Source organism: Flavobacterium sp. B330r, assembly GCF_056824325.1.
Map to the genome: position 1 here is coordinate 2811703 of NZ_CP124860.1, position 17199 is coordinate 2828901.

Annotated in this window: 18 protein-coding genes; 4 read left to right on the forward strand and 14 right to left on the reverse strand. The window is 32.3% G+C overall.

What is annotated here, in order from left to right; genetic code table 11:
- Positions 1 to 54 precede the first annotated feature (54 nt).
- The 10 genes from QLQ95_RS12630 to QLQ95_RS12675 form a co-directional block, all read right to left on the reverse strand.
- The gene (locus QLQ95_RS12630) at positions 55 to 240 is read right to left on the reverse strand and encodes a hypothetical protein (protein WP_320492830.1); all 186 of its coding nucleotides are present in this window, start codon (positions 238 to 240) and stop codon (positions 55 to 57) included.
- A 31-nt stretch (positions 241 to 271) separates the two neighbouring features.
- Positions 272 to 1042, reverse strand: a complete 771-nt coding sequence (locus QLQ95_RS12635) for a hypothetical protein (RefSeq protein WP_482504023.1) — start codon at positions 1040 to 1042, stop codon at positions 272 to 274.
- Positions 1043 to 1056: 14 nt separating this feature from the next.
- Positions 1057 to 1917, reverse strand: coding sequence for a hypothetical protein (locus QLQ95_RS12640; protein WP_482504025.1), 861 nt, complete (start codon positions 1915 to 1917; stop codon positions 1057 to 1059).
- Between the two features lie 98 nt (positions 1918 to 2015).
- On the reverse strand, positions 2016 to 2825 hold the full coding sequence (locus QLQ95_RS12645) for a hypothetical protein (protein ID WP_482504027.1): 810 nt from the start codon (positions 2823 to 2825) through the stop codon (positions 2016 to 2018).
- 75 nt (positions 2826 to 2900) lie between these two features.
- Positions 2901 to 4739, reverse strand: coding sequence for a TlpA disulfide reductase family protein (locus tag QLQ95_RS12650; RefSeq protein ID WP_482504029.1), 1839 nt, complete (start codon positions 4737 to 4739; stop codon positions 2901 to 2903).
- 137 nt (positions 4740 to 4876) lie between these two features.
- Positions 4877 to 5770 carry a class I SAM-dependent methyltransferase gene (locus QLQ95_RS12655; protein ID WP_482504031.1) on the reverse strand — a complete coding sequence of 298 codons (894 nt, stop codon included), beginning with the start codon at positions 5768 to 5770 and terminating at the stop codon, positions 4877 to 4879.
- A gap of 7 nt (positions 5771 to 5777) precedes the next feature.
- On the reverse strand, positions 5778 to 6242 hold the full coding sequence (locus QLQ95_RS12660; RefSeq protein ID WP_482504032.1) for an Mpo1 family 2-hydroxy fatty acid dioxygenase: 465 nt from the start codon (positions 6240 to 6242) through the stop codon (positions 5778 to 5780).
- Between the two features lie 46 nt (positions 6243 to 6288).
- Entirely contained in the window at positions 6289 to 6804 is a 516-nt protein-coding gene (locus QLQ95_RS12665) for a DUF2199 domain-containing protein (RefSeq protein ID WP_320492837.1), read from the reverse strand.
- Between the two features lie 2 nt (positions 6805 to 6806).
- On the reverse strand, positions 6807 to 8054 hold the full coding sequence (locus tag QLQ95_RS12670; protein WP_482504034.1) for a TMEM143 family protein: 1248 nt from the start codon (positions 8052 to 8054) through the stop codon (positions 6807 to 6809).
- A gap of 545 nt (positions 8055 to 8599) precedes the next feature.
- Positions 8600 to 9064: a hypothetical protein gene (locus tag QLQ95_RS12675; RefSeq protein ID WP_095928610.1), complete on the reverse strand. Its 465-nt coding sequence runs from the start codon at positions 9062 to 9064 to the stop codon at positions 8600 to 8602.
- Between the two features lie 322 nt (positions 9065 to 9386).
- On the opposite strand from QLQ95_RS12675, the gene QLQ95_RS12680 reads away from it, so the two are divergent.
- Positions 9387 to 9806: a DoxX family protein gene (locus tag QLQ95_RS12680; RefSeq protein ID WP_482504036.1), complete on the forward strand. Its 420-nt coding sequence runs from the start codon at positions 9387 to 9389 to the stop codon at positions 9804 to 9806.
- An 82-nt stretch (positions 9807 to 9888) separates the two neighbouring features.
- The gene (locus QLQ95_RS12685; RefSeq protein ID WP_482504038.1) at positions 9889 to 10299 is read left to right on the forward strand and encodes a helix-turn-helix domain-containing protein; all 411 of its coding nucleotides are present in this window, start codon (positions 9889 to 9891) and stop codon (positions 10297 to 10299) included.
- A gap of 123 nt (positions 10300 to 10422) precedes the next feature.
- Here the strand turns inward: QLQ95_RS12685 and QLQ95_RS12690 are convergent, their stop codons facing one another.
- The 4 genes from QLQ95_RS12690 to QLQ95_RS12705 all read right to left on the reverse strand — a co-directional run bounded on the left by QLQ95_RS12690 (position 10423) and on the right by QLQ95_RS12705 (position 14871).
- Positions 10423 to 11325 carry a DNA adenine methylase gene (locus QLQ95_RS12690; protein ID WP_482504039.1) on the reverse strand — a complete coding sequence of 301 codons (903 nt, stop codon included), beginning with the start codon at positions 11323 to 11325 and terminating at the stop codon, positions 10423 to 10425.
- A 2-nt stretch (positions 11326 to 11327) separates the two neighbouring features.
- A complete protein-coding gene (locus QLQ95_RS12695; RefSeq protein ID WP_482504041.1) occupies positions 11328 to 12845 on the reverse strand; it encodes a hypothetical protein in 1518 nt (505 codons plus the stop codon).
- A gap of 254 nt (positions 12846 to 13099) precedes the next feature.
- Positions 13100 to 13813 carry a LytR/AlgR family response regulator transcription factor gene (locus QLQ95_RS12700; protein WP_482504043.1) on the reverse strand — a complete coding sequence of 238 codons (714 nt, stop codon included), beginning with the start codon at positions 13811 to 13813 and terminating at the stop codon, positions 13100 to 13102.
- Positions 13789 to 14871, reverse strand: a complete 1083-nt coding sequence (locus tag QLQ95_RS12705; RefSeq protein WP_482504045.1) for a sensor histidine kinase — start codon at positions 14869 to 14871, stop codon at positions 13789 to 13791. The genes QLQ95_RS12700 and QLQ95_RS12705 overlap by 25 nt, the downstream gene beginning before the upstream one ends.
- Positions 14872 to 14954: 83 nt before the next feature.
- Between QLQ95_RS12705 and QLQ95_RS12710 the strand changes: the two genes are divergently transcribed.
- Together QLQ95_RS12710 and QLQ95_RS12715 are read left to right on the forward strand one after the other, a co-directional pair.
- Positions 14955 to 15200: a hypothetical protein gene (locus QLQ95_RS12710; protein ID WP_428238995.1), complete on the forward strand. Its 246-nt coding sequence runs from the start codon at positions 14955 to 14957 to the stop codon at positions 15198 to 15200.
- A gap of 247 nt (positions 15201 to 15447) precedes the next feature.
- Positions 15448 to 16977 carry a SulP family inorganic anion transporter gene (locus QLQ95_RS12715; protein ID WP_095928616.1) on the forward strand — a complete coding sequence of 510 codons (1530 nt, stop codon included), beginning with the start codon at positions 15448 to 15450 and terminating at the stop codon, positions 16975 to 16977.
- Positions 16978 to 17199: the final 222 nt, after the last annotated feature.

Consider the following 17199-nt stretch of genomic DNA (forward strand, 5'->3'; position numbering starts at 1 on the left):
TAAAATTAATTACTTCAATTTGATTTGGCTATGTTTCAACTTAGGTTTGTTGTATTATTTTTTCTTAGAATTTCTAATAATATAATAAACCGAAAACGCAAAAACTACAATATATATAACTGCCATTGCAGGATTCTCAAATTTTAGACTTTTAAAATCAAATTGCTTGTATAAAGTTACGCCTAAAATGATCGCAATAATCCAAAAAACAAATGTAATAGGTTGGTTTTTATTTTCCATGGTTCTAAGTTTAAAGTTAATTTTAATTCGATTAGTTGCCATCGTATATGATAACACTTTGAAGTCCGAGTTTTTCTAAATCTACTTCGATATTTATATTGGGATTTTCTGCCAGTTTTAAGATTGATTCTCGCATATTAGTTCCAGAAACGACTCCAAAATCATTTTCAATGGCAATTTCTATAAACTTCAAAAAGTCATTGAAATATTCTTTGGAATTAGTTGGAACTAAATTAGCGCGGTCTAGCCACAATAATTTTAAGTCTTCGTTTGTAATCCAGTTCATGATTCCTGAACCATAAGAGTGCGTAGATCCGGATGGTGAATTGTCTATTTGCGAAATAATTGCTTCAGCAACAGATTTTGGTTTTGCACCAACATTTCCAGAAAAAATTCTACGTCCTAAAATGAGATGCGGATTAAATGCAGCACATTCAGAAAACATTATTAATGTTAGTGCCGTAGCAAGATCATCAGCTGCGGTTCCATTTTGTTTGTAGAATTCGTCTGTATCTTGTAGCATCTTCTGCATGAATGTTTGATATTGCTCGTCTGGTTTTTTCTTCCGAGTTTCGATCTCATAAAGAAGTTTATGGGTTTTGAAATCTTCGCCAAAAAATTGACAATATTCCAAGACAGCATTAATTCTTTTGTCATTATCAGAATTATGAAACAAAAGATAGTTGCCTAATTTTGAATCAAAGTATTTTTTAAGCAAAGTTCCTTCGCCTGTTAGATCAGGAACTATTTTTTCATAAAAGTGTTTGTCACTAAAAAAATGTAAGGTATTCCAATCTCCCATTATAATTTTTTTCTTTACAGTTTACTTTGTTCAGCACTTAAAATATCAAAAATAGTCTCACTCTTAAAGTTTTCTAGAAACAAATTGATTAGAGGAACCGTTGGGCTTTTTGGATATTTTTTCAAGAAACGATTAAACTCCTGAATGTTTTCTGGATAAATATATTTTTCGTCTGAAGACCTTTCGGCTGTTGGCGTATTGTCTTGACCCACCAGATAATCCATTTGATAATTTTTGTATTGCTCTTTTACAGATGGAATTAATTTTGAATTCGGGTATTTGACCATAAAATTTTCCCACGAAACGATTCGGTCGCCCAAATCTTTAAAAGAGATTATAAGTCCTGCATCTGCAGAATAAAGCGACTTATTTTCTTCACTCTTTAAGTACAAATAATCTTTATAGTCATTCGTTACATAATCTTTAAAGATCTTATAATAGAAATCATGAAGCGGATCTATTTCAACATATCCTTCTCCAATTTCAGAAAATTCTAATTCATGTTTGGAAAGTCTTTTACCTAAAAGTTTAACCGCTTTTTTGTCGGCTTCGTCTTCATTATAAAACTTATCCAATACTCCAGATTCTTTTGCGGCGATCTCTTGCAATAAAGTGCCATTTGCTTCAAAATATTTTTCATACAATGCATTGGCAGCTTCTCTATTGGGTAATGATTTTAATTGGAGAACCACTTCATTTTTGTTTTTAGAAAACTGTTCTAATAAGTTAGAATCTGATTGTGCTGTTTTTGCACCATCTTCAACTTTAGCACTGTCTTTTTTTATTTCTGCTTTGCCAGAAACGCTTTTATTAGCTGTTTGTTTGCAAGAAGAAAGTAAAATTAAAGAAGTAATAGCGATAATGAATTTTTTCATTTTATAGGTTAGGTTTATTCTGCTAATGCAAAATATTTAGAATGTATTTTTAATCATAACAATATTACAAAAAATATCATTTGTGCTTTTATGGTTATTTAATGATACTGAGTGTTTCTAATCTTTCTTTTTACAAATAAAATGGTGTCAATATTTTTTTCAGAGTAATTATGTATTACAATTTTTATCGAATCATTTAGTTTTTTTAGAAACAGCTCTTTATATTTCGGTTGGCTGCTTGAACCACCAAATTCGTTTGTAGAATCTAAGGCCTTAAATGAAAAAGGAAGATTCATATGTGGGGAATTAAAATAAATTTTAAACATTAAATCCTCTTCTAAATTTTTCTCGTTACTATAATATCTCATAACAGAAATTGCCGAGTCTATTTTTAGAGTAGAATTATCTTTTAGCTTGATTGTCTCTTTTGTAGGAAGGTAGATATATGTTTTAGAATGTGTTAGATATTTATCATAGGAATCAATTGGAAAAAAAAGATTTAAGATATAAACCAAAGATATCAGATAAATGAATAAAATTAGTGTCTTATATTTTTTTGTAAATGGAGTTGGAGTTTTTTTGTAGAAAAGAAAAAAAGCTTGACACAAAAATAAAATAAGGAAAAAGAATACATATAGAACTTTTTCGATCCAATCATTTTTTCTGCTAAAACTTAAACAGTAAAGTCCTAGTTTAAAACTTAAAAGATAAACGGCAATAAGCGTTAGGTATAGGAATGAATTTAATTTTAGAACTTTTGAAAAACTAATTGAATTCCATTTTTTCGCTATGAAAATTATTATTACTGAAATAACAATTGAAAAAGAAAAAAAATAAATTATAGTGGCACATAAATTTAGAATAACATCTATACCTGGCACTCCGAATTTTAATTGGTTGAAATTCATTATTTATATTCTTTGTTCTAACAAAATTACAAAAGCCCTAATTACTAAAAATCAGGGCTTTTAAAAATCTATTATTTATTTTAATTGTTCATCAATAATTGCTGCGATATCGGTATTTGAATAATCGTAAGCCAGAATAGTTCCATTTTTGTCAATTACAACGCGAGTCGGGATGCCGTTTACTTTGTAACTGGTAACTACTTCTGTTTTTGAATCAAAAACAACGTTGAAGTCAAATTTTTTATCAGTGATATAAGCAGAAACTTTTTTAAATATATCTTCTTCTTTGCCATTTTCCCAAGTGTTTACAAACAAAAAGGCAACATCTTTTCCTTTGTATTTAGTCACTAAATTCTGCATCTTCGGAAAAGAAGCTTTGCATGGTCCACACCAAGTTGCCCAAAAATCAAGAACGACCACTTTGCCTTTATAATCAGAAAGTTTTGTTTCTTTTCCGTCTAGATTTTTTAAGGTAAAATCAATTGCATTTGTACTTCCAAATCTTTCAATTAGATCTTTGCTTTTGTTTTCTTTTGCTAATACATCTGTTTTTTGCTCAATTGCATTAAATTCTGCAAGAGGCAATTTCTTCTCGATATAAATCTCTTTTAGTTTAGCTAGAAATACTGATGATGTATTGCCTTTACTAATTTCGTCGTCAATATAAGCTTTTACTTCGTCTTTGCTTTTCACCTTATCCATCATTGTCAAATAGCGATCTTTTCCTCCAGAATCCAAACCGTTATTCTCTTTTACGGCACTTTGATATTTAAACGCCTCTTCATATTTGCCTTGTTTATAAAGCAAAAGCGCATAAGTGTCTGCAAACATATTAAACGACTCTTTATACGCAGGATAAAAGCTTTCTTTATTTCTCTGTTCAAGCAAATACATTGCTCTCTCAGATACTTTTACAACAAAATCAAGATCTTTTACTGGCGTAGTAAGGTCTCCTCCCGATTTCCCCCAAGCAAAGTCGTTGTACAAATCACTAGCGTTTTTTAAATATGGTTCTAATGCAATTGCTTTTTCATATTGTCCATTCTCCAAATATACCGTTAGTAAAGCGCGATAAAAAGTTCTCGAATATTCTGCTGAAATACCTTTAAACTTGGCGTTGTAAGTCTTCATGCTTTCCATAATTGAAGCCTCCGTTTTATTAGGCTGATCGTAGAAGCTTCGCATAAAAAACATTTTTTCAAGTTTACCTGTAGGATACCTAGCCGAAATTTCTTTTCCGAGTTTTTCAGTTTCTTCAGGTTTACTGCTGCCTTGAGAAATATTGTAAGCAAGAGTTAAATACTCTTCTGTGTTTTTTTCAATGCATTTTGATATGAAAGCAGTCAGATCTTTTTGGCCTTGTTCGGCATTAAGAGACTTCTTTAAATACAAATAATTTACAGCATCTTTGTCTTCTCTTAGTTTTGGATATTTTGCAAATAAAGCGTCATAAGCGGCAATAACATTTTCTTTTTTGGTATCTAATTTTAGGTTTAAAAAATGATTCCCATAATTTCTCATGAAAATTTGATTCATCAGAGATTTTCCTAATTCAATATCATTTTGTGTTTTCAGCAATATCGAATAACCTTGGTCTTTGTTGCTGTCAGCGATTTTGTGCAGATCATTTATAGTTACCATAAGCACTCTAGCAGAATCGGAAACTTTTGTGGTGAATTCATAACGTTTTCCATCCTTTTTTAAAGAAACTAAATCATTAGAAAAATCATCTGAAATAGCGTACAAAACATTTGCTTTAGCATTGTCTTCTATAACAAGACCTTGTGGTGGTTCGTAAATATAGGTATTGGGTTTGCCTACATTGAATTTATTGTTTTTTAAATAGATTTTTCCACTTTGAGAAAAAGCGGTGTTGAAGATTGCAAAGAGGAGTAAAAGAATATTTTTTTTCATTTGTTTTTGGTTTTTTGATTGATGATTTCTTAAATTTTAACGAATGCTAAATTATACAATGTTGTCTTTGTGCGATTTTTATTAAGAAAATATTAGCATAAAAAACATATAATAATTTCAGAACAATCAAAAAGAAGTTAGATCGTAGAAGAAAAATGGGTTTCTTTTATTCCAATTGCAGCCCGATAAAATTCGTAACCTTTTTCAGAGCGATCGGGGAGAAATCTATTGCGGTATTCATCGGCTCCGAAATCTTCCAAAAGTTTAATTCCAAACAGATTTAAAAAGCTAGGCACTTCGTCAGGAAGTAAACCAAAAGTCCAGTGTTCTTCTATGCTTTTAAGATCTTCTAACAATTTTTCCCCTCCTAAAAAAGCATCAGGATTTTGAAGGATGTCTTTATGTACGTAAGTAAAAATAATTTGACTCTTGTTGGCAAATTTTGAAATAAACGAAAAAGTACTTTTTACCGCTTCTTCGGTTAAATAATTGGTAACACCTTCCCAGATTATCGTGGTAGGTTTTGAAAAGTCAAGATTGTGTTTTAATGCCAGCTGATTTAGATCTTCTTTATTAAAATCAATCTGAAGAAAAGTCACATTTTCTGGAATCTTACCGATACGTTTCTTATAGATTTCAGCCTTAAAATTTGAAGTATTCGGATGATCGATTTCTATTACGGGAATCGATTTTAAAGAATCAAGACGAACTGCTCTGGTGTCAAATCCGGCACCTAAAATAATGACTTGTTTTACGCCTTCGGAGATCGAATTTTCCAGTAAACTATCAATATATTTTGTTCTTGCAATTCCTGAAGAAAGAGCTCCTGGAATCTTTTTGTTTATGATGCCATTAATATATTTTCTAAAAAAAGGAAATTGAGACAGACGTACAGCCAGTCTCAGTTTAAAGTCTATAAAATGTATGGCATAAGGATCAGAAAACAATCTTTCGTTCGCATTGCGTTTAGTTTCCAACGCTCTAAAGAAGGCCATATATTGTGCCGTTCTACTTGTTTTTGCAGCTTTCATTCTGCTTTTATTTCTTCGAAAATAAATTCTCTACCACCCAAGCTGGACCAATCAATAAAAACTGAAGATCTTTAAGGAATGAAGGTTTTTTACCTTCGATATTATGCCCATAAAATTGTCCAATCCATGCCAAAGCAAAGACACCAATCGAGAAGATCCATAACGGAACCAATTGCGAGATGTAATAATTGACAACTAGGCAAAGCATAGAAAAAATGGCAATTTTAGCCGCCATTGCAATCGATAATCTCACGTAAAAAACGAGAACAAAAAGCAAAACCAGAAATGCCCAATTTTCAATAATAGGAGCATTTAATTGTAAGTTATTGGAGATTATCGTACTCGGAATACTCATAAGTAAACCAACGATCGAAAAGTAAATAGCTGGGACACAAATATAATGTATCGCTTTGTTTTTTGGGTTCTGATGACTTACGGCATATTCTGCAAACCATTGATCTAATGTTCTCATTTTTTGTGGTTTTAAGGTTAGATGCGTAAATCTAATGAAATTTCTTTTAGGTTTTACCGTGCTCTATTTTCATTATTTCATCGACAATAGAAATGGCTTTTTCTAATGTAATTCCGTTCTCTTGGTCTAGCGTCAAAGGATGATTTTCTTCGATCATTTTTATTTCTGGAATTAGTCCTAATCCTTGCTCAATGGCGATTGATTTTAAAGATAAAGTTTTGCCATAAGTAGGCACATTGGTCTGCATCCAGCCAAAATAAGGTTCTTGATTTACTCGATTGGGATCTTCCCATAAATCCATTCGCAAACAAAAATTATCTTCACTTATTGTAGTCCATACATTAAAAACCAAATCTTCATGATAATCTAGAATAGGAATGGTTAATCTGCCACGATGAAAAAAATGTTCTTCATCGATATAACACCAGCTTCCTCCGAATTCAATTCTTTGTTCTCTTTCTTCGGGCGGAATGGAAAAATAATAAGCAGGAAATTCATTTCCAAAACACAAAGGCATTTCATCGAAAACCTCTCCGCAACAAGAACATGTGTAGGTATACATTTTTAATTTTTTAAAGAATCAACTTTCTGGTTATACTGAAAAACATTATCCCATAATTCGTCAATGGCAACAAGTGCTTCATTGAGTCGAATGACATTCCATTTTCCGTTAGTTTCTATTCCTAAACCAATGCTTTTTAGTTTTGCTAAAGCATCGTTTACATCAAAATCCAAATCGGTATTTAGTTTGGTTTTAAACCAAGATTCTATTTGATCGTCTAGCTCTTCGGCAGTTAAAGATTTTTCGCTTTCGTGCAGAAAAGTATAAGCAAGAATCGTTTCTTTCAAAGCTTCTTCTTCAGAAGAATTTAATAAAGAATAAAATGCGCCGCTATTGTTACCAACATTCTTAAAATACAAACTGTCTGAAAGTGTTTTAGAATATCGGATTTTTTTGTTTATAAAGTTATTGTATTGACGGAAACAATACGCTCCTAAAATTCCTAGCGCAATTAAGCCTTGATTTAAGGACGTTTTACTGTTTAAGAGATCAATTGCTTCGCCCGTTTGATAAGCTTCGTACATATTAATCAAAGCAGGAATCACTTTGGCACTTAATAGAGAAAGTCCACCAAAAACACCCGGAACCCAAAGCAATAATTTATCCTTCAGAGACATTTTCGGAATGGCATTTGGAAAAACCGTTTCGAGATCATTCTTAGGAACACGTTTAAAGATCTTTAATGCAATAGAACCTGGATCGATTGGCATTTTGCCCAATTTGACTTTCTTTTCTTTGAGGTAATCTGCATCGCTGTAATTGAGGTAAATGAGAACACGATCGTAATATTCGATCTCTACTTCTTTGGTCCAGAAAAAATATTTTTTGACTTTTTCTTTTGCTTTATGATGCCCACGCGCGTAGAGTTCAAAATCTTTAAAAGCATTAAAATCGATGGCAAGATTCAGACCCACCAAATCAGATTCATTAAAGGCTTCGTCTAATGCATTCTGATTGATTCTGTAGTAATTGCCACGCTCTAAAACTTTAAGAAGTGTTTCTTTAAAAACAGGAAAATTGCTTTTATTGATAAATTGCTCACGTTCTTTTTCGCTTAAATCGGGATCGTAAAGGGCGTAATGCTGTTTTAGATTTCGATTAAGATTAAAAGATTCGTAATGATAATAATGTTCGATGATTTCGAACAATTTCTTAAAATCGCTAACCTTTTCTGGATTTTCGGCAAAAGCTGCGATTTGCTGTTCCAGTAAGAATTCTTTGTTGAATGGAATATAATGTTCTCTAGTCATTTGGACTTTAATTTCGTGGCATTTACAGAACGCAAAAATAGTGCTTTTTTTTTAGGTGCAAAGAGGCAAAGGGGCAGAGGTACAAAGTGGCAAAGAGACCGAGAACATTCAGTTTGTCATCCTGAGGAACGAAGGATCACACAAGTAACTCCATAAAGATAATCAGATAGCAATTTCCTCATAGTTTTGTCATCCTGACGTAAGGAAGGATCACACAAGTAGCTCCGTAAAGAGAGTCGACAAACTTTGTTGATCCCCGAGTGTGATCCTTCGTTCCTCAGGATGACAAAGTAGGGCGTGTGTTTTGTGTGTTTAAGAGGATCATAAACAAAAAAAAAGTGAAATTTCCAATCGGTACCAGCGATTTGAAATTCCACTTTCTGTTCCAAAAAAAAAGTGACAAAAAATTAAGAAGCTCTCTAGAAGCTTTTTTAGAAACTAAAAATTATTTACCGCAATATTACCACTAAATAAAATGGTGGCTATAGGTGTTTTTACCTGTTTTTGTAAACGGTTGTAGATTTTGAGTAGCTGAGCCGCAAATATTATTGTAACACCGTTTTCTTTAGTTCGATTACGCCTTGAATGTATTTTATTAATTCTTCTTTGGTTACAGCAAAAGGAGCTTTTTCTGCCTCGAATTTTAAATACAAATTGGCAATGCTTTCGGCATCGAGATTTTCTGTAAGATAATGATGTTCTGAATATTGTATAAGATGATCTACAAAAAGTTCGCGTAGTTTTCCTTTTTCGACTGTTTCAGGATCGCCTTCTTTTATTTTTTCGATTACAGATTCTGGTAAATCGATTGTGAGATACATACAATCGACAGAAACTTTTGAAAGCATTTCTTTTGGGACTCTTCCTGTAGCATCGCAATAGGCGCATGGTGCAGGAACCCATTTCAATTGTCGGTTTAAACGGCGGATATCATCCCAATCAACAAATCTTTTTCCAAGGCATCTTGGACATTTTACAGTAGATCTTTTAAAAAGATTAAAAATGGACATTGGTTATTAAATAGCTTAGGGGTTGGTTTGCGGCGAATTTAAAGAATTAAGTAGGAAAAGTTACTTTAATCTATACTTTTTTTAAGAAAAAAATTAACAAAATTGCAAATTTGTATATTTTGAGAGCTGATTAGAAGTAGAAAAAAAATAGTTTCGGTAACAATATTAGGCGATGACAAAAACGAAAGAAATCATTTTTTATTTTCAATTAAAATAAGAGGATATGGATATTAAACAAAAAAGACATTAAAAATATAGAAAAAATCTCACTTTATTTCTTGTAAATTTGATAGAAAGTTCATTAAAAAAATAATAACTACCTATGGAACATATAAAAACTTCAAAGCTTCAAAATTTTATTCGAATATTTTTGGGATTGTTTATGATAACAGCTGCTATCGGACATTTTACTTTTCAGAGAACAGATTTTCAGGCACAGGTTCCCAATTGGGTTCCTTTGGACAAAGATTTGGTAGTTATACTTTCTGGAATTGTCGAAATTGTTTTAGGCTTGGCAATGGTATTTTTAACCCAATACAAAGTGAAAGTTGGAATAACGCTGGCTATATTTTACGTGTTAGTTTTCCCAGGAAATATAGCACAATACCTAAACGGAACTTCTGCCTTTGGACTCGACACAGATCAGGCGCGTTTAATACGATTGTTTTTTCAACCCGTTTTAATTTTTCTGGCTTTATGGTCAACTGGGGCACTTGCTGCGTTGTTTAGCAATAAGAGATAGGGAGAAAAATATTTAGGTTTTTTTAAAGTAAGAGATTTCTTGAAATTAAAAAACTTTAAAGAATTTTAAATATCTTTGAATTATGAGCACAGCAACAAAACCAAAACATATTGGCAGAAATATTAGCCGAATTAGAGAGCTTAGAGGAATGAAACAAGAAGCACTTGCTATTGCCATTGGTCTTAGCCAGCAAACGGTTTCTAATATTGAAGGAAGCGAAACTATAGACGACGAAAAACTAAATGCAATTGCAGAAGTTTTGGGCGTTTCTGCGGAAACTATTAAGAATTTTAGTGATGAAGCTGTTTTTAATATTATTGGCAACACAGTTACTAATCATGATAATTCTGCTTTATTTCAATTTCACCCAACTTTTAATCCAATCGATAAGTTGATTGAGTCTTATGATGAAAATAAAAAACTTTATGAGCGTTTGGTTCAGGCAGAGAAGGAGAAAGTGGAGTATTTGGAGAAGTTGTTGAAGGAGAAATAATATTTTATAGAATAATATAAAAATAGGAAAAGAGACTTTTGTGAGAAAGTCTCTTTTTTTATGTTTTTGATTAGATTGTTAGTGTAAGAGAGACGTGCTATAGGAAAGATTTTGATTATTATGCTACTCTTTATATATAATTTCTTTCCTGTTTTTTATTACATTAATTTTGAAATTTACCGGATTATAATTTGCTACATCTGGTTGTTTTAAATTATGACTAAAAAACATAATTTCCTTACCAGACTTTGATATTCCAGCTGAATGATTAAATGAATATTTTTTTGTGGGAAGATCTGAGTAAAGTTTTTCGATATTTATGTTGTCATCATAAGAAACAATCCAATGCACATTGTTAATGGATTTTATTTTATCACTAACACCTTTATGATGTTCATCCATATAGTGATTCATGTATAATTGATCCGCTTTCAGATAATATGGCGGATCAAAATAAAAAATAGTTCCTTTGTTTGTAGCTGTTAATTGAATTTTATCTATTAAGTCAATTGCATCGTCATTGTATATTTCGATATCTGATCCATATTTAGATATTAATCTTATTCTTCGTTTAATATCTTCTTTATTATATCGACAATCAATTTTATAATTTCCTTCTTGATTGATGCCTCCAATAACTCCGCCTTTTATAATTCCTGACCTATTTGTCCTATTTAGGAATAATGTAGAAAAACCAAGAGTTAATAAATCAGTAACTTCTTTTTGTCTTTGAATTTCTTTCTGCTTATGCCAGTTTTCAATTGTGGTTTCTGTTTTGTCAATCAGATTGCATAGTTCTTCACAATTATTTTTGACAGAATACCAAAAAGCAAAAATAGAACGATCTTTATCATTGATAGTAATTTTACTGACATAACCTTCTAATAAAAGAAATAAAGCGACTGATGCTCCACCAGCATATGGTTCAACATAGTGATTATGAATGCTGTTGTCAATGCAAATTTTTGCTAAAAAAGCAGAAAGTTTGTTCTTTCCGCCAGGATATCTTAATGGTGAGTAGAACATGATTATCTTATTTTTGAAATATCTAACGAAGTTAACAAATCAGCCTCATCTTGAAGCATAAATTCTATTAGTATAATTAAATTGTTTTTAATTTGATCTGCATCAATAGTTCTAGATACTACATGATAATTATGAATTATTTGGTGCATTTTTTCAAATTCAAAATTACGGAAAGCTTGAGCAATACCAGTTTCAGTAATTAATTCTATAAATTTTTTATTCAATTCTTCAAAATTTGTATAAGGTTTTCTAGAATACGCTGAACCAAAATGCCCACTGTTTTTAAATACTACATTGCCTGATTTTGTATTTTCAATAACATATTTTAAAACACACTCATATGTTACACGAGCCATCGCTATTTTGGCATTAGGAAAGGTAGAGCTATCAATTTGAAAATATTCATCAATTCTTGATTTTAAACCCGGTGGAAATTGTTTTCTTTTAATTAGTGGAGCTTTTTTTACACTTCCTCGTCCTGAATTATTACTAGTGTTACCTGTGTTACCTGTGTTTGGAACAGTTGAAGCTTGACTTGAGCTTGATTGAGAATTTGGTGAGGGTGTATTTGTTGCTGATGTGCCTCCAGATACATTAGAGTCAGCAGTAGATGTGTTATTTGTATTTGAAGAGTTGTTATTATTTGTATTAGAAGCTGTATTATTAGTTGCTGGTGTTATATTATAATTTTTTTTTCTATCAAAACCATAACTTTTTAATTCTTCAAAAAAAGAGGTTAACTTTTTATCTATAGTATCAGTAGTAATCTCTCCTTTAACATCATCTAATAAGCAATTTACGACTGCTTTGATGTATGCTTCAAATTTTAATTTGTCAAAAACTTCTATAATATATTGTGGTTTTCGTTTAAAACGATATCCACAGTCTTCAGCTTGTTTAAATAGTCTTTCAAAAATGATAGTTCTTCCTGAATTTTTCCCTCTACCTCTTCTGAGTAGTTGTTTTAAATCATCATGGCCAATTTTAACAGCTTGGAAATAGAAACTTGCAAGTTTTATTAGATCAGCAGGCTGAGAATCTAATTCTTTCATAGAGTCAACAGATGTTCCTAGATTGAAAAGTTTATAAACTTCTAAAGCTTTTGCGATTCTTTCCCATCTTCTAAATAAGTTTCCTGCATGTTCTTGTACAATCCTAATATCTATATCTTGTGCATTGTCATAAACGAGTGCAGGTATTTCATTTAAGTTTGTTTTAGGTAAATTAAGTTTAAATTTTCCTGGCATTTGTAAAGCCTTGACAGCAGAGCATCTTCTATTTCCATCTTTTACTAGAAATTTGCCATTATTTTTTATTACCCATAATGGTCGATCAGGATAAAATTCTCCTGCAGAAACAATAGCTTTAGCTACGTCGTCAGCAGCTTCGCTATACAATAGATATTCAATTAAGTCATCTTCATTTTGACTTCCGCTATATAGCTCTGCAAATCTTGGATTGTTTAGATCAAGTTCTAAATCGTCTAATTTTATATGCTTTAATGTAGATTTATTTTTCATAAAGGTCTATTGTTAAGTAGTCAGAAAATAGTTTAAAACAAATTTCTTTAATAAGTATTTATCTTTTTTACGGAAATCCATAATCAAACAAATTTATTTTCAAACAATTATATCAAAAAAATAAAACTCACCACCAAGTACTTTTACGCATTTTGGTAAACCCATAAAAAGCAAAAAAGCCCAACCTAAAAAAGTTGAGCTTTTCAAAAATTATCTCATTATCCAAATTGACAAATTAGCTCATTAAAAAAAGATTATCTCATTGACAAATTATTGAGCAGAATCTGATACTTCCTTCCCACAGGAATAATATCACCGTTAGACATCGTAAGATTTTTGGTTGTAACAGCAGAAATTTTTGTTGTATTTACAATATAAGATCTGTGAACTTGTACGAAGTGCGCACAATCAATTTCGGCACTTATACTCGCAAGCGAACCGTAAATGACAATCGGAGATTTTAATTTGCAGTTGTACAATTTCATGTAATTGCCTAGACTTTCTATGTATAAAATATCAGAAAGAGGCGTTTCAATTACTTGTCCGTTCGAGCGGTAAGAAAGCACTTTTTCGTCGGTGCTGTTTTCTTTTTTAAGGTTATTTCCAGAATGATACGTTTTGGCTTTTTCTATTGCTTTTGAGAATTTATCGAACGAAATGGGTTTCATTAAATAATCTATCGCATCGTTTTGGTAAGCCGAAAGCGCAAAATCAGAATAAGCCGTTGTTACAATCGTAATTGGGCGCTTTGGCTGCAGTTCCATTAATTCTACACCCGAAATTACAGGCATATTAATGTCGAGAAAAATAATATCGTATTGGTTTTCGTTTAGCAGTTTTATGGCTTCCATACCATTAAAAGCGCTTCCAGAATGTTCCAGTTCGTCAAATTTTGAGATGTGCGAAATCAGTGCCTTATGTGCCGGCGATTCGTCATCAATTATCAGACAGCGGTAGGTAAGTGCCATATGGTCAATTTTACGGTAAATATATTTTTATCTTTTTTACAGCTCAAATTGTGTTTTAAGCCATAAACTTCCAAACGTCTTTTTAGATTTTCAATTCCGATTCCTGTGCTCGAAAGTCGCGAACCCGAATCGAGATAATTGTTTTTTAATGTAAAAATAACGCCTCGGCATTGTACTTTCAAATCCAGATTAATAAACGGTTCTACTGTTTCGGCAGAAAACTTGACAGCGTTTTCAACCAAAGGCAGAAAAAACAAAGGCGGAATCTCGATTTGATCGTGCAGACCTTCAATGTTTTGTTTTACAGCAAGTCTTTCGTTTCTAAACGTATAATATTCGATATATTTTTTAATAAAGGCGATTTCTTCTTCCATAGAAACAAAATCCTTTTTAGAAGCTTCAATTTGGTAGCGCAGCATGTCTGAAAGGTTTAGAATTCGATCTGGAACTTTGTCGGGTTCTGCAAGGGCTTCTCCGTAAAGATTATTCATTGCATTCAGTAAAAAATGCGGATTGAGCTGCTGTTTTAAAAACGAAAGTTCAGACTTAAAATTCATAATGTCTTTATCGGCTTGACTCATTTTTTTGCTAATAACAATATGCAGGAAATAAAAAAAACAGCCATTTATGATTAACGACACAATCTGAAGCGCTTTTAAATTTCCTAACTCCACAAGCGGAAGAAACCAGTTCATGAAGAAATAAAAACAAGTCCAATAGATGGCAAGAAGCGTAAAAAAGATTTTGAACCTTTTATGAAATAAAAAAGGCTTAATGATACAAATATTAAAAATCGTAATCCAAACGATACAAGGAAAATAGCCCATGGCAATTTTACCCAGAATATAAGACCAGCTATGTCCGTCGAGTTTGACTTCGTCGTAAATACAGGCGAAAATGACTAAATAAACAAGTGTGTTTACGATTAGGTTTCGTAGAAAAAAGTTCTGGTAGATTTTTGCAATTGTCATAGCGGCAAAAATAATACAATCGTATAGTTTGTAGGTATTTATCAGGAATAATTTATACCAACGCCATTCGTATAAATCATACGCCATTGGTATAAAATTGCTGTTAAAATAGGGACTTCTCCTTTATTTTTGAATTCGAATTTCTAATCTCTTTTTAATAAAAAATAAAAATGTACCAGTTTAAAGAATTAAAAGATGCCGATATGGTCGTGGAAATTTTTAAAACAAATGTTCAGAAAGAATCTGATCGAGACTATGTGGTAACCATGATGCAAAAGCAGTTTCCAGAATGCAAAATTAATTTTGATTTGGAAGATTGTGATAAGATATTAAGAATAGAAGGCTTTGATTTGCAATACGATAATGTTGTGAGTCATGTTGCAGGTTTAGGTTATACTTGTGTACGATTAGAATAATGTTTTGAAACCATCAAAATTAAATCGGGTGAAAATACGCAGCTGTATTTCCTTTTTTTGTAAGTATTTTGCATAATATTTTAATTTAAAATTAAATACAGAAATGATCGGTTTTATACTTTCGATTTTACTTTTCCTTTTAGAACAGCTCACTTAATAAAGCTGTTTAAATTCTCCCATCGTTACTGCTTTTTCATTCCGAAAAGGTTTGTGCTTTTTTGCATATTATTTTTCTAATTTTGTGCCCATGAAAAAAGCATTCCAACTCTTCGATTTTAGCCAGAAAGTCAATTATAAAAACGAAATTTTAGCGGGCTTAACTGTAGCCATGACCATGATTCCAGAATCGTTGTCGTTTGCTATTTTAGCTGGATTTCCGCCGTTAGTTGGTTTGTATGCTGCTTTTATTGCGGGATTGGTTACGGCTATTTTTGGAGGAAGACCCGGAATGATTTCAGGCGGTGCAGGGGCAACGGTAATTGTTTTGATTGCCTTAATGAAATCGCACGGAATTGAATATGTTTTTGCCGCAGTCGCATTGGGCGGTGTGGTTCAAATTTGTATCGGACTTTTTAAACTTGGAAAATTTATTCGATTAGTTCCGCAGCCCGTTATGTTTGGTTTTGTAAACGGTTTGGCAGTTGTGATTTTTATGTCGCAGCTAGAACAGTTTAAAACCATGGTGAACGGTCAGGTTTCTTGGCTTCAGGGAACTCCACTTTACATTATGTTAGGTTTGGTCGCTTTGACCATTGCAATTGTTTTGATTTTTCCGAAGATTACAAAAGCGGTTCCAGCATCTTTAGTAGCTATTATGGTCGTTTTTGCTTTGGTCATTGTTTTTAATATTGAAACCAAAACGGTAGAAGATATTGCTTCGGTTCAAGGCGGATTTCCTCCGTTTCATATTCCGAATATTCCATTTTCTTTTGAGACTTTTAAGGTGATATTTCCGTATTCGGTAATAGTTGCGGCTGTAGGTTTAACAGAAGGTTTGCTTACGCTGAATTTAGTTGACGAAATTACAGGAACAAGAGGAAACAGCAATAGAGAATGTATTGCCCAAGGAAGCTCGAACATCTTAAACGGCTTTTTTTACGGAATGGGTGGATGTCCAATGATTGCACAAACATTGGTGAATCTTGGAGCTGGTTCTAGGGCTAGGCTTTCAGGAATTATTGCTTCTCTTACCATTTTGATTATCATACTTTTTGGAGCGCCTGTAATTGGAAAACTGCCCATGGCGGCCTTAGTTGGAGTCATGATGATGGTTGCGATTACAACTTTTGAATGGGCAAGTTTTAAGATTATCAATAAAATGCCAAGACATGATATTTTTGTTGGAATTCTAGTGGCATTAATCACGATTGTATTGCATAATCTGGCTTTGGCGGTTTTAATTGGCGTAATTATTTCGGCTTTGGTTTTTGCTTGGGAAAGTGCTAAACGAATTCGTGCAAGAAATTATATTGACGAAGATGGAATAAAACATTACGAAATTTATGGGCCATTATTTTTTGGTTCAACTGCCGCTTTTTTAGAAAAATTTGATATTCAGAACGATCCTGATCATATTATAATAGATTTTAAAGAAAGTCGAGTTTCTGATATGTCGGCAATAGAAGCTTTAAATAATCTGACAAAAAAATACAATCAGCTAAATAAAACAGTAGAGTTGCAGCATTTAAGCCCAGACTGCAGGCAATTACTCAAAAATGCAGATGCGGTTATAAATGTTAATGTTATTGAAGATCCCACATATAAAGTGGTTAGTTAATTAGATAATGTGTCCATTTGATAATTAGATAATGATTTTGGAAACGTGTATCTGTAGAGACGTACTGCAGTGCATCTACACAATGTATATAAATAACAAACCCGACAGGTTTTAAAACCTGTCGGGTTTGCTGTTTTTGTCAGGCTGAGCGAAGTCGAAGCCCGCGTGCTAATTGGAGCGCCCTTCGACTTCCCTCAAGGTGACAATCAGTTTATTATCAAA

Bases quoted from the DNA above. Each gene is read 5' to 3' on its own strand.
- QLQ95_RS12630 (WP_320492830.1), bottom strand. From the start codon at position 240: ATGGAAAATAAAAACCAACCTATTACATTTGTTTTTTGGATTATTGCG.
- QLQ95_RS12635 (WP_482504023.1), bottom strand. From the start codon at position 1,042: ATGGGAGATTGGAATACCTTACATTTTTTTAGTGACAAACACTTTTAT.
- QLQ95_RS12640 (WP_482504025.1), bottom strand. From the start codon at position 1,917: ATGAAAAAATTCATTATCGCTATTACTTCTTTAATTTTACTTTCTTCT.
- QLQ95_RS12645 (WP_482504027.1), bottom strand. From the start codon at position 2,825: ATGAATTTCAACCAATTAAAATTCGGAGTGCCAGGTATAGATGTTATT.
- QLQ95_RS12650 (WP_482504029.1), bottom strand. From the start codon at position 4,739: ATGAAAAAAAATATTCTTTTACTCCTCTTTGCAATCTTCAACACCGCT.
- QLQ95_RS12655 (WP_482504031.1), bottom strand. From the start codon at position 5,770: ATGAAAGCTGCAAAAACAAGTAGAACGGCACAATATATGGCCTTCTTT.
- QLQ95_RS12660 (WP_482504032.1), bottom strand. From the start codon at position 6,242: ATGAGAACATTAGATCAATGGTTTGCAGAATATGCCGTAAGTCATCAG.
- QLQ95_RS12665 (WP_320492837.1), bottom strand. From the start codon at position 6,804: ATGTATACCTACACATGTTCTTGTTGCGGAGAGGTTTTCGATGAAATG.
- QLQ95_RS12670 (WP_482504034.1), bottom strand. From the start codon at position 8,054: ATGACTAGAGAACATTATATTCCATTCAACAAAGAATTCTTACTGGAA.
- QLQ95_RS12675 (WP_095928610.1), bottom strand. From the start codon at position 9,064: ATGTCCATTTTTAATCTTTTTAAAAGATCTACTGTAAAATGTCCAAGA.
- QLQ95_RS12680 (WP_482504036.1), top strand. From the start codon at position 9,387: ATGGAACATATAAAAACTTCAAAGCTTCAAAATTTTATTCGAATATTT.
- QLQ95_RS12685 (WP_482504038.1), top strand. From the start codon at position 9,889: ATGAGCACAGCAACAAAACCAAAACATATTGGCAGAAATATTAGCCGA.
- QLQ95_RS12690 (WP_482504039.1), bottom strand. From the start codon at position 11,325: ATGTTCTACTCACCATTAAGATATCCTGGCGGAAAGAACAAACTTTCT.
- QLQ95_RS12695 (WP_482504041.1), bottom strand. From the start codon at position 12,845: ATGAAAAATAAATCTACATTAAAGCATATAAAATTAGACGATTTAGAA.
- QLQ95_RS12700 (WP_482504043.1), bottom strand. From the start codon at position 13,813: ATGGCACTTACCTACCGCTGTCTGATAATTGATGACGAATCGCCGGCA.
- QLQ95_RS12705 (WP_482504045.1), bottom strand. From the start codon at position 14,871: ATGGCGTATGATTTATACGAATGGCGTTGGTATAAATTATTCCTGATA.
- QLQ95_RS12710 (WP_428238995.1), top strand. From the start codon at position 14,955: ATGTACCAGTTTAAAGAATTAAAAGATGCCGATATGGTCGTGGAAATT.
- QLQ95_RS12715 (WP_095928616.1), top strand. From the start codon at position 15,448: ATGAAAAAAGCATTCCAACTCTTCGATTTTAGCCAGAAAGTCAATTAT.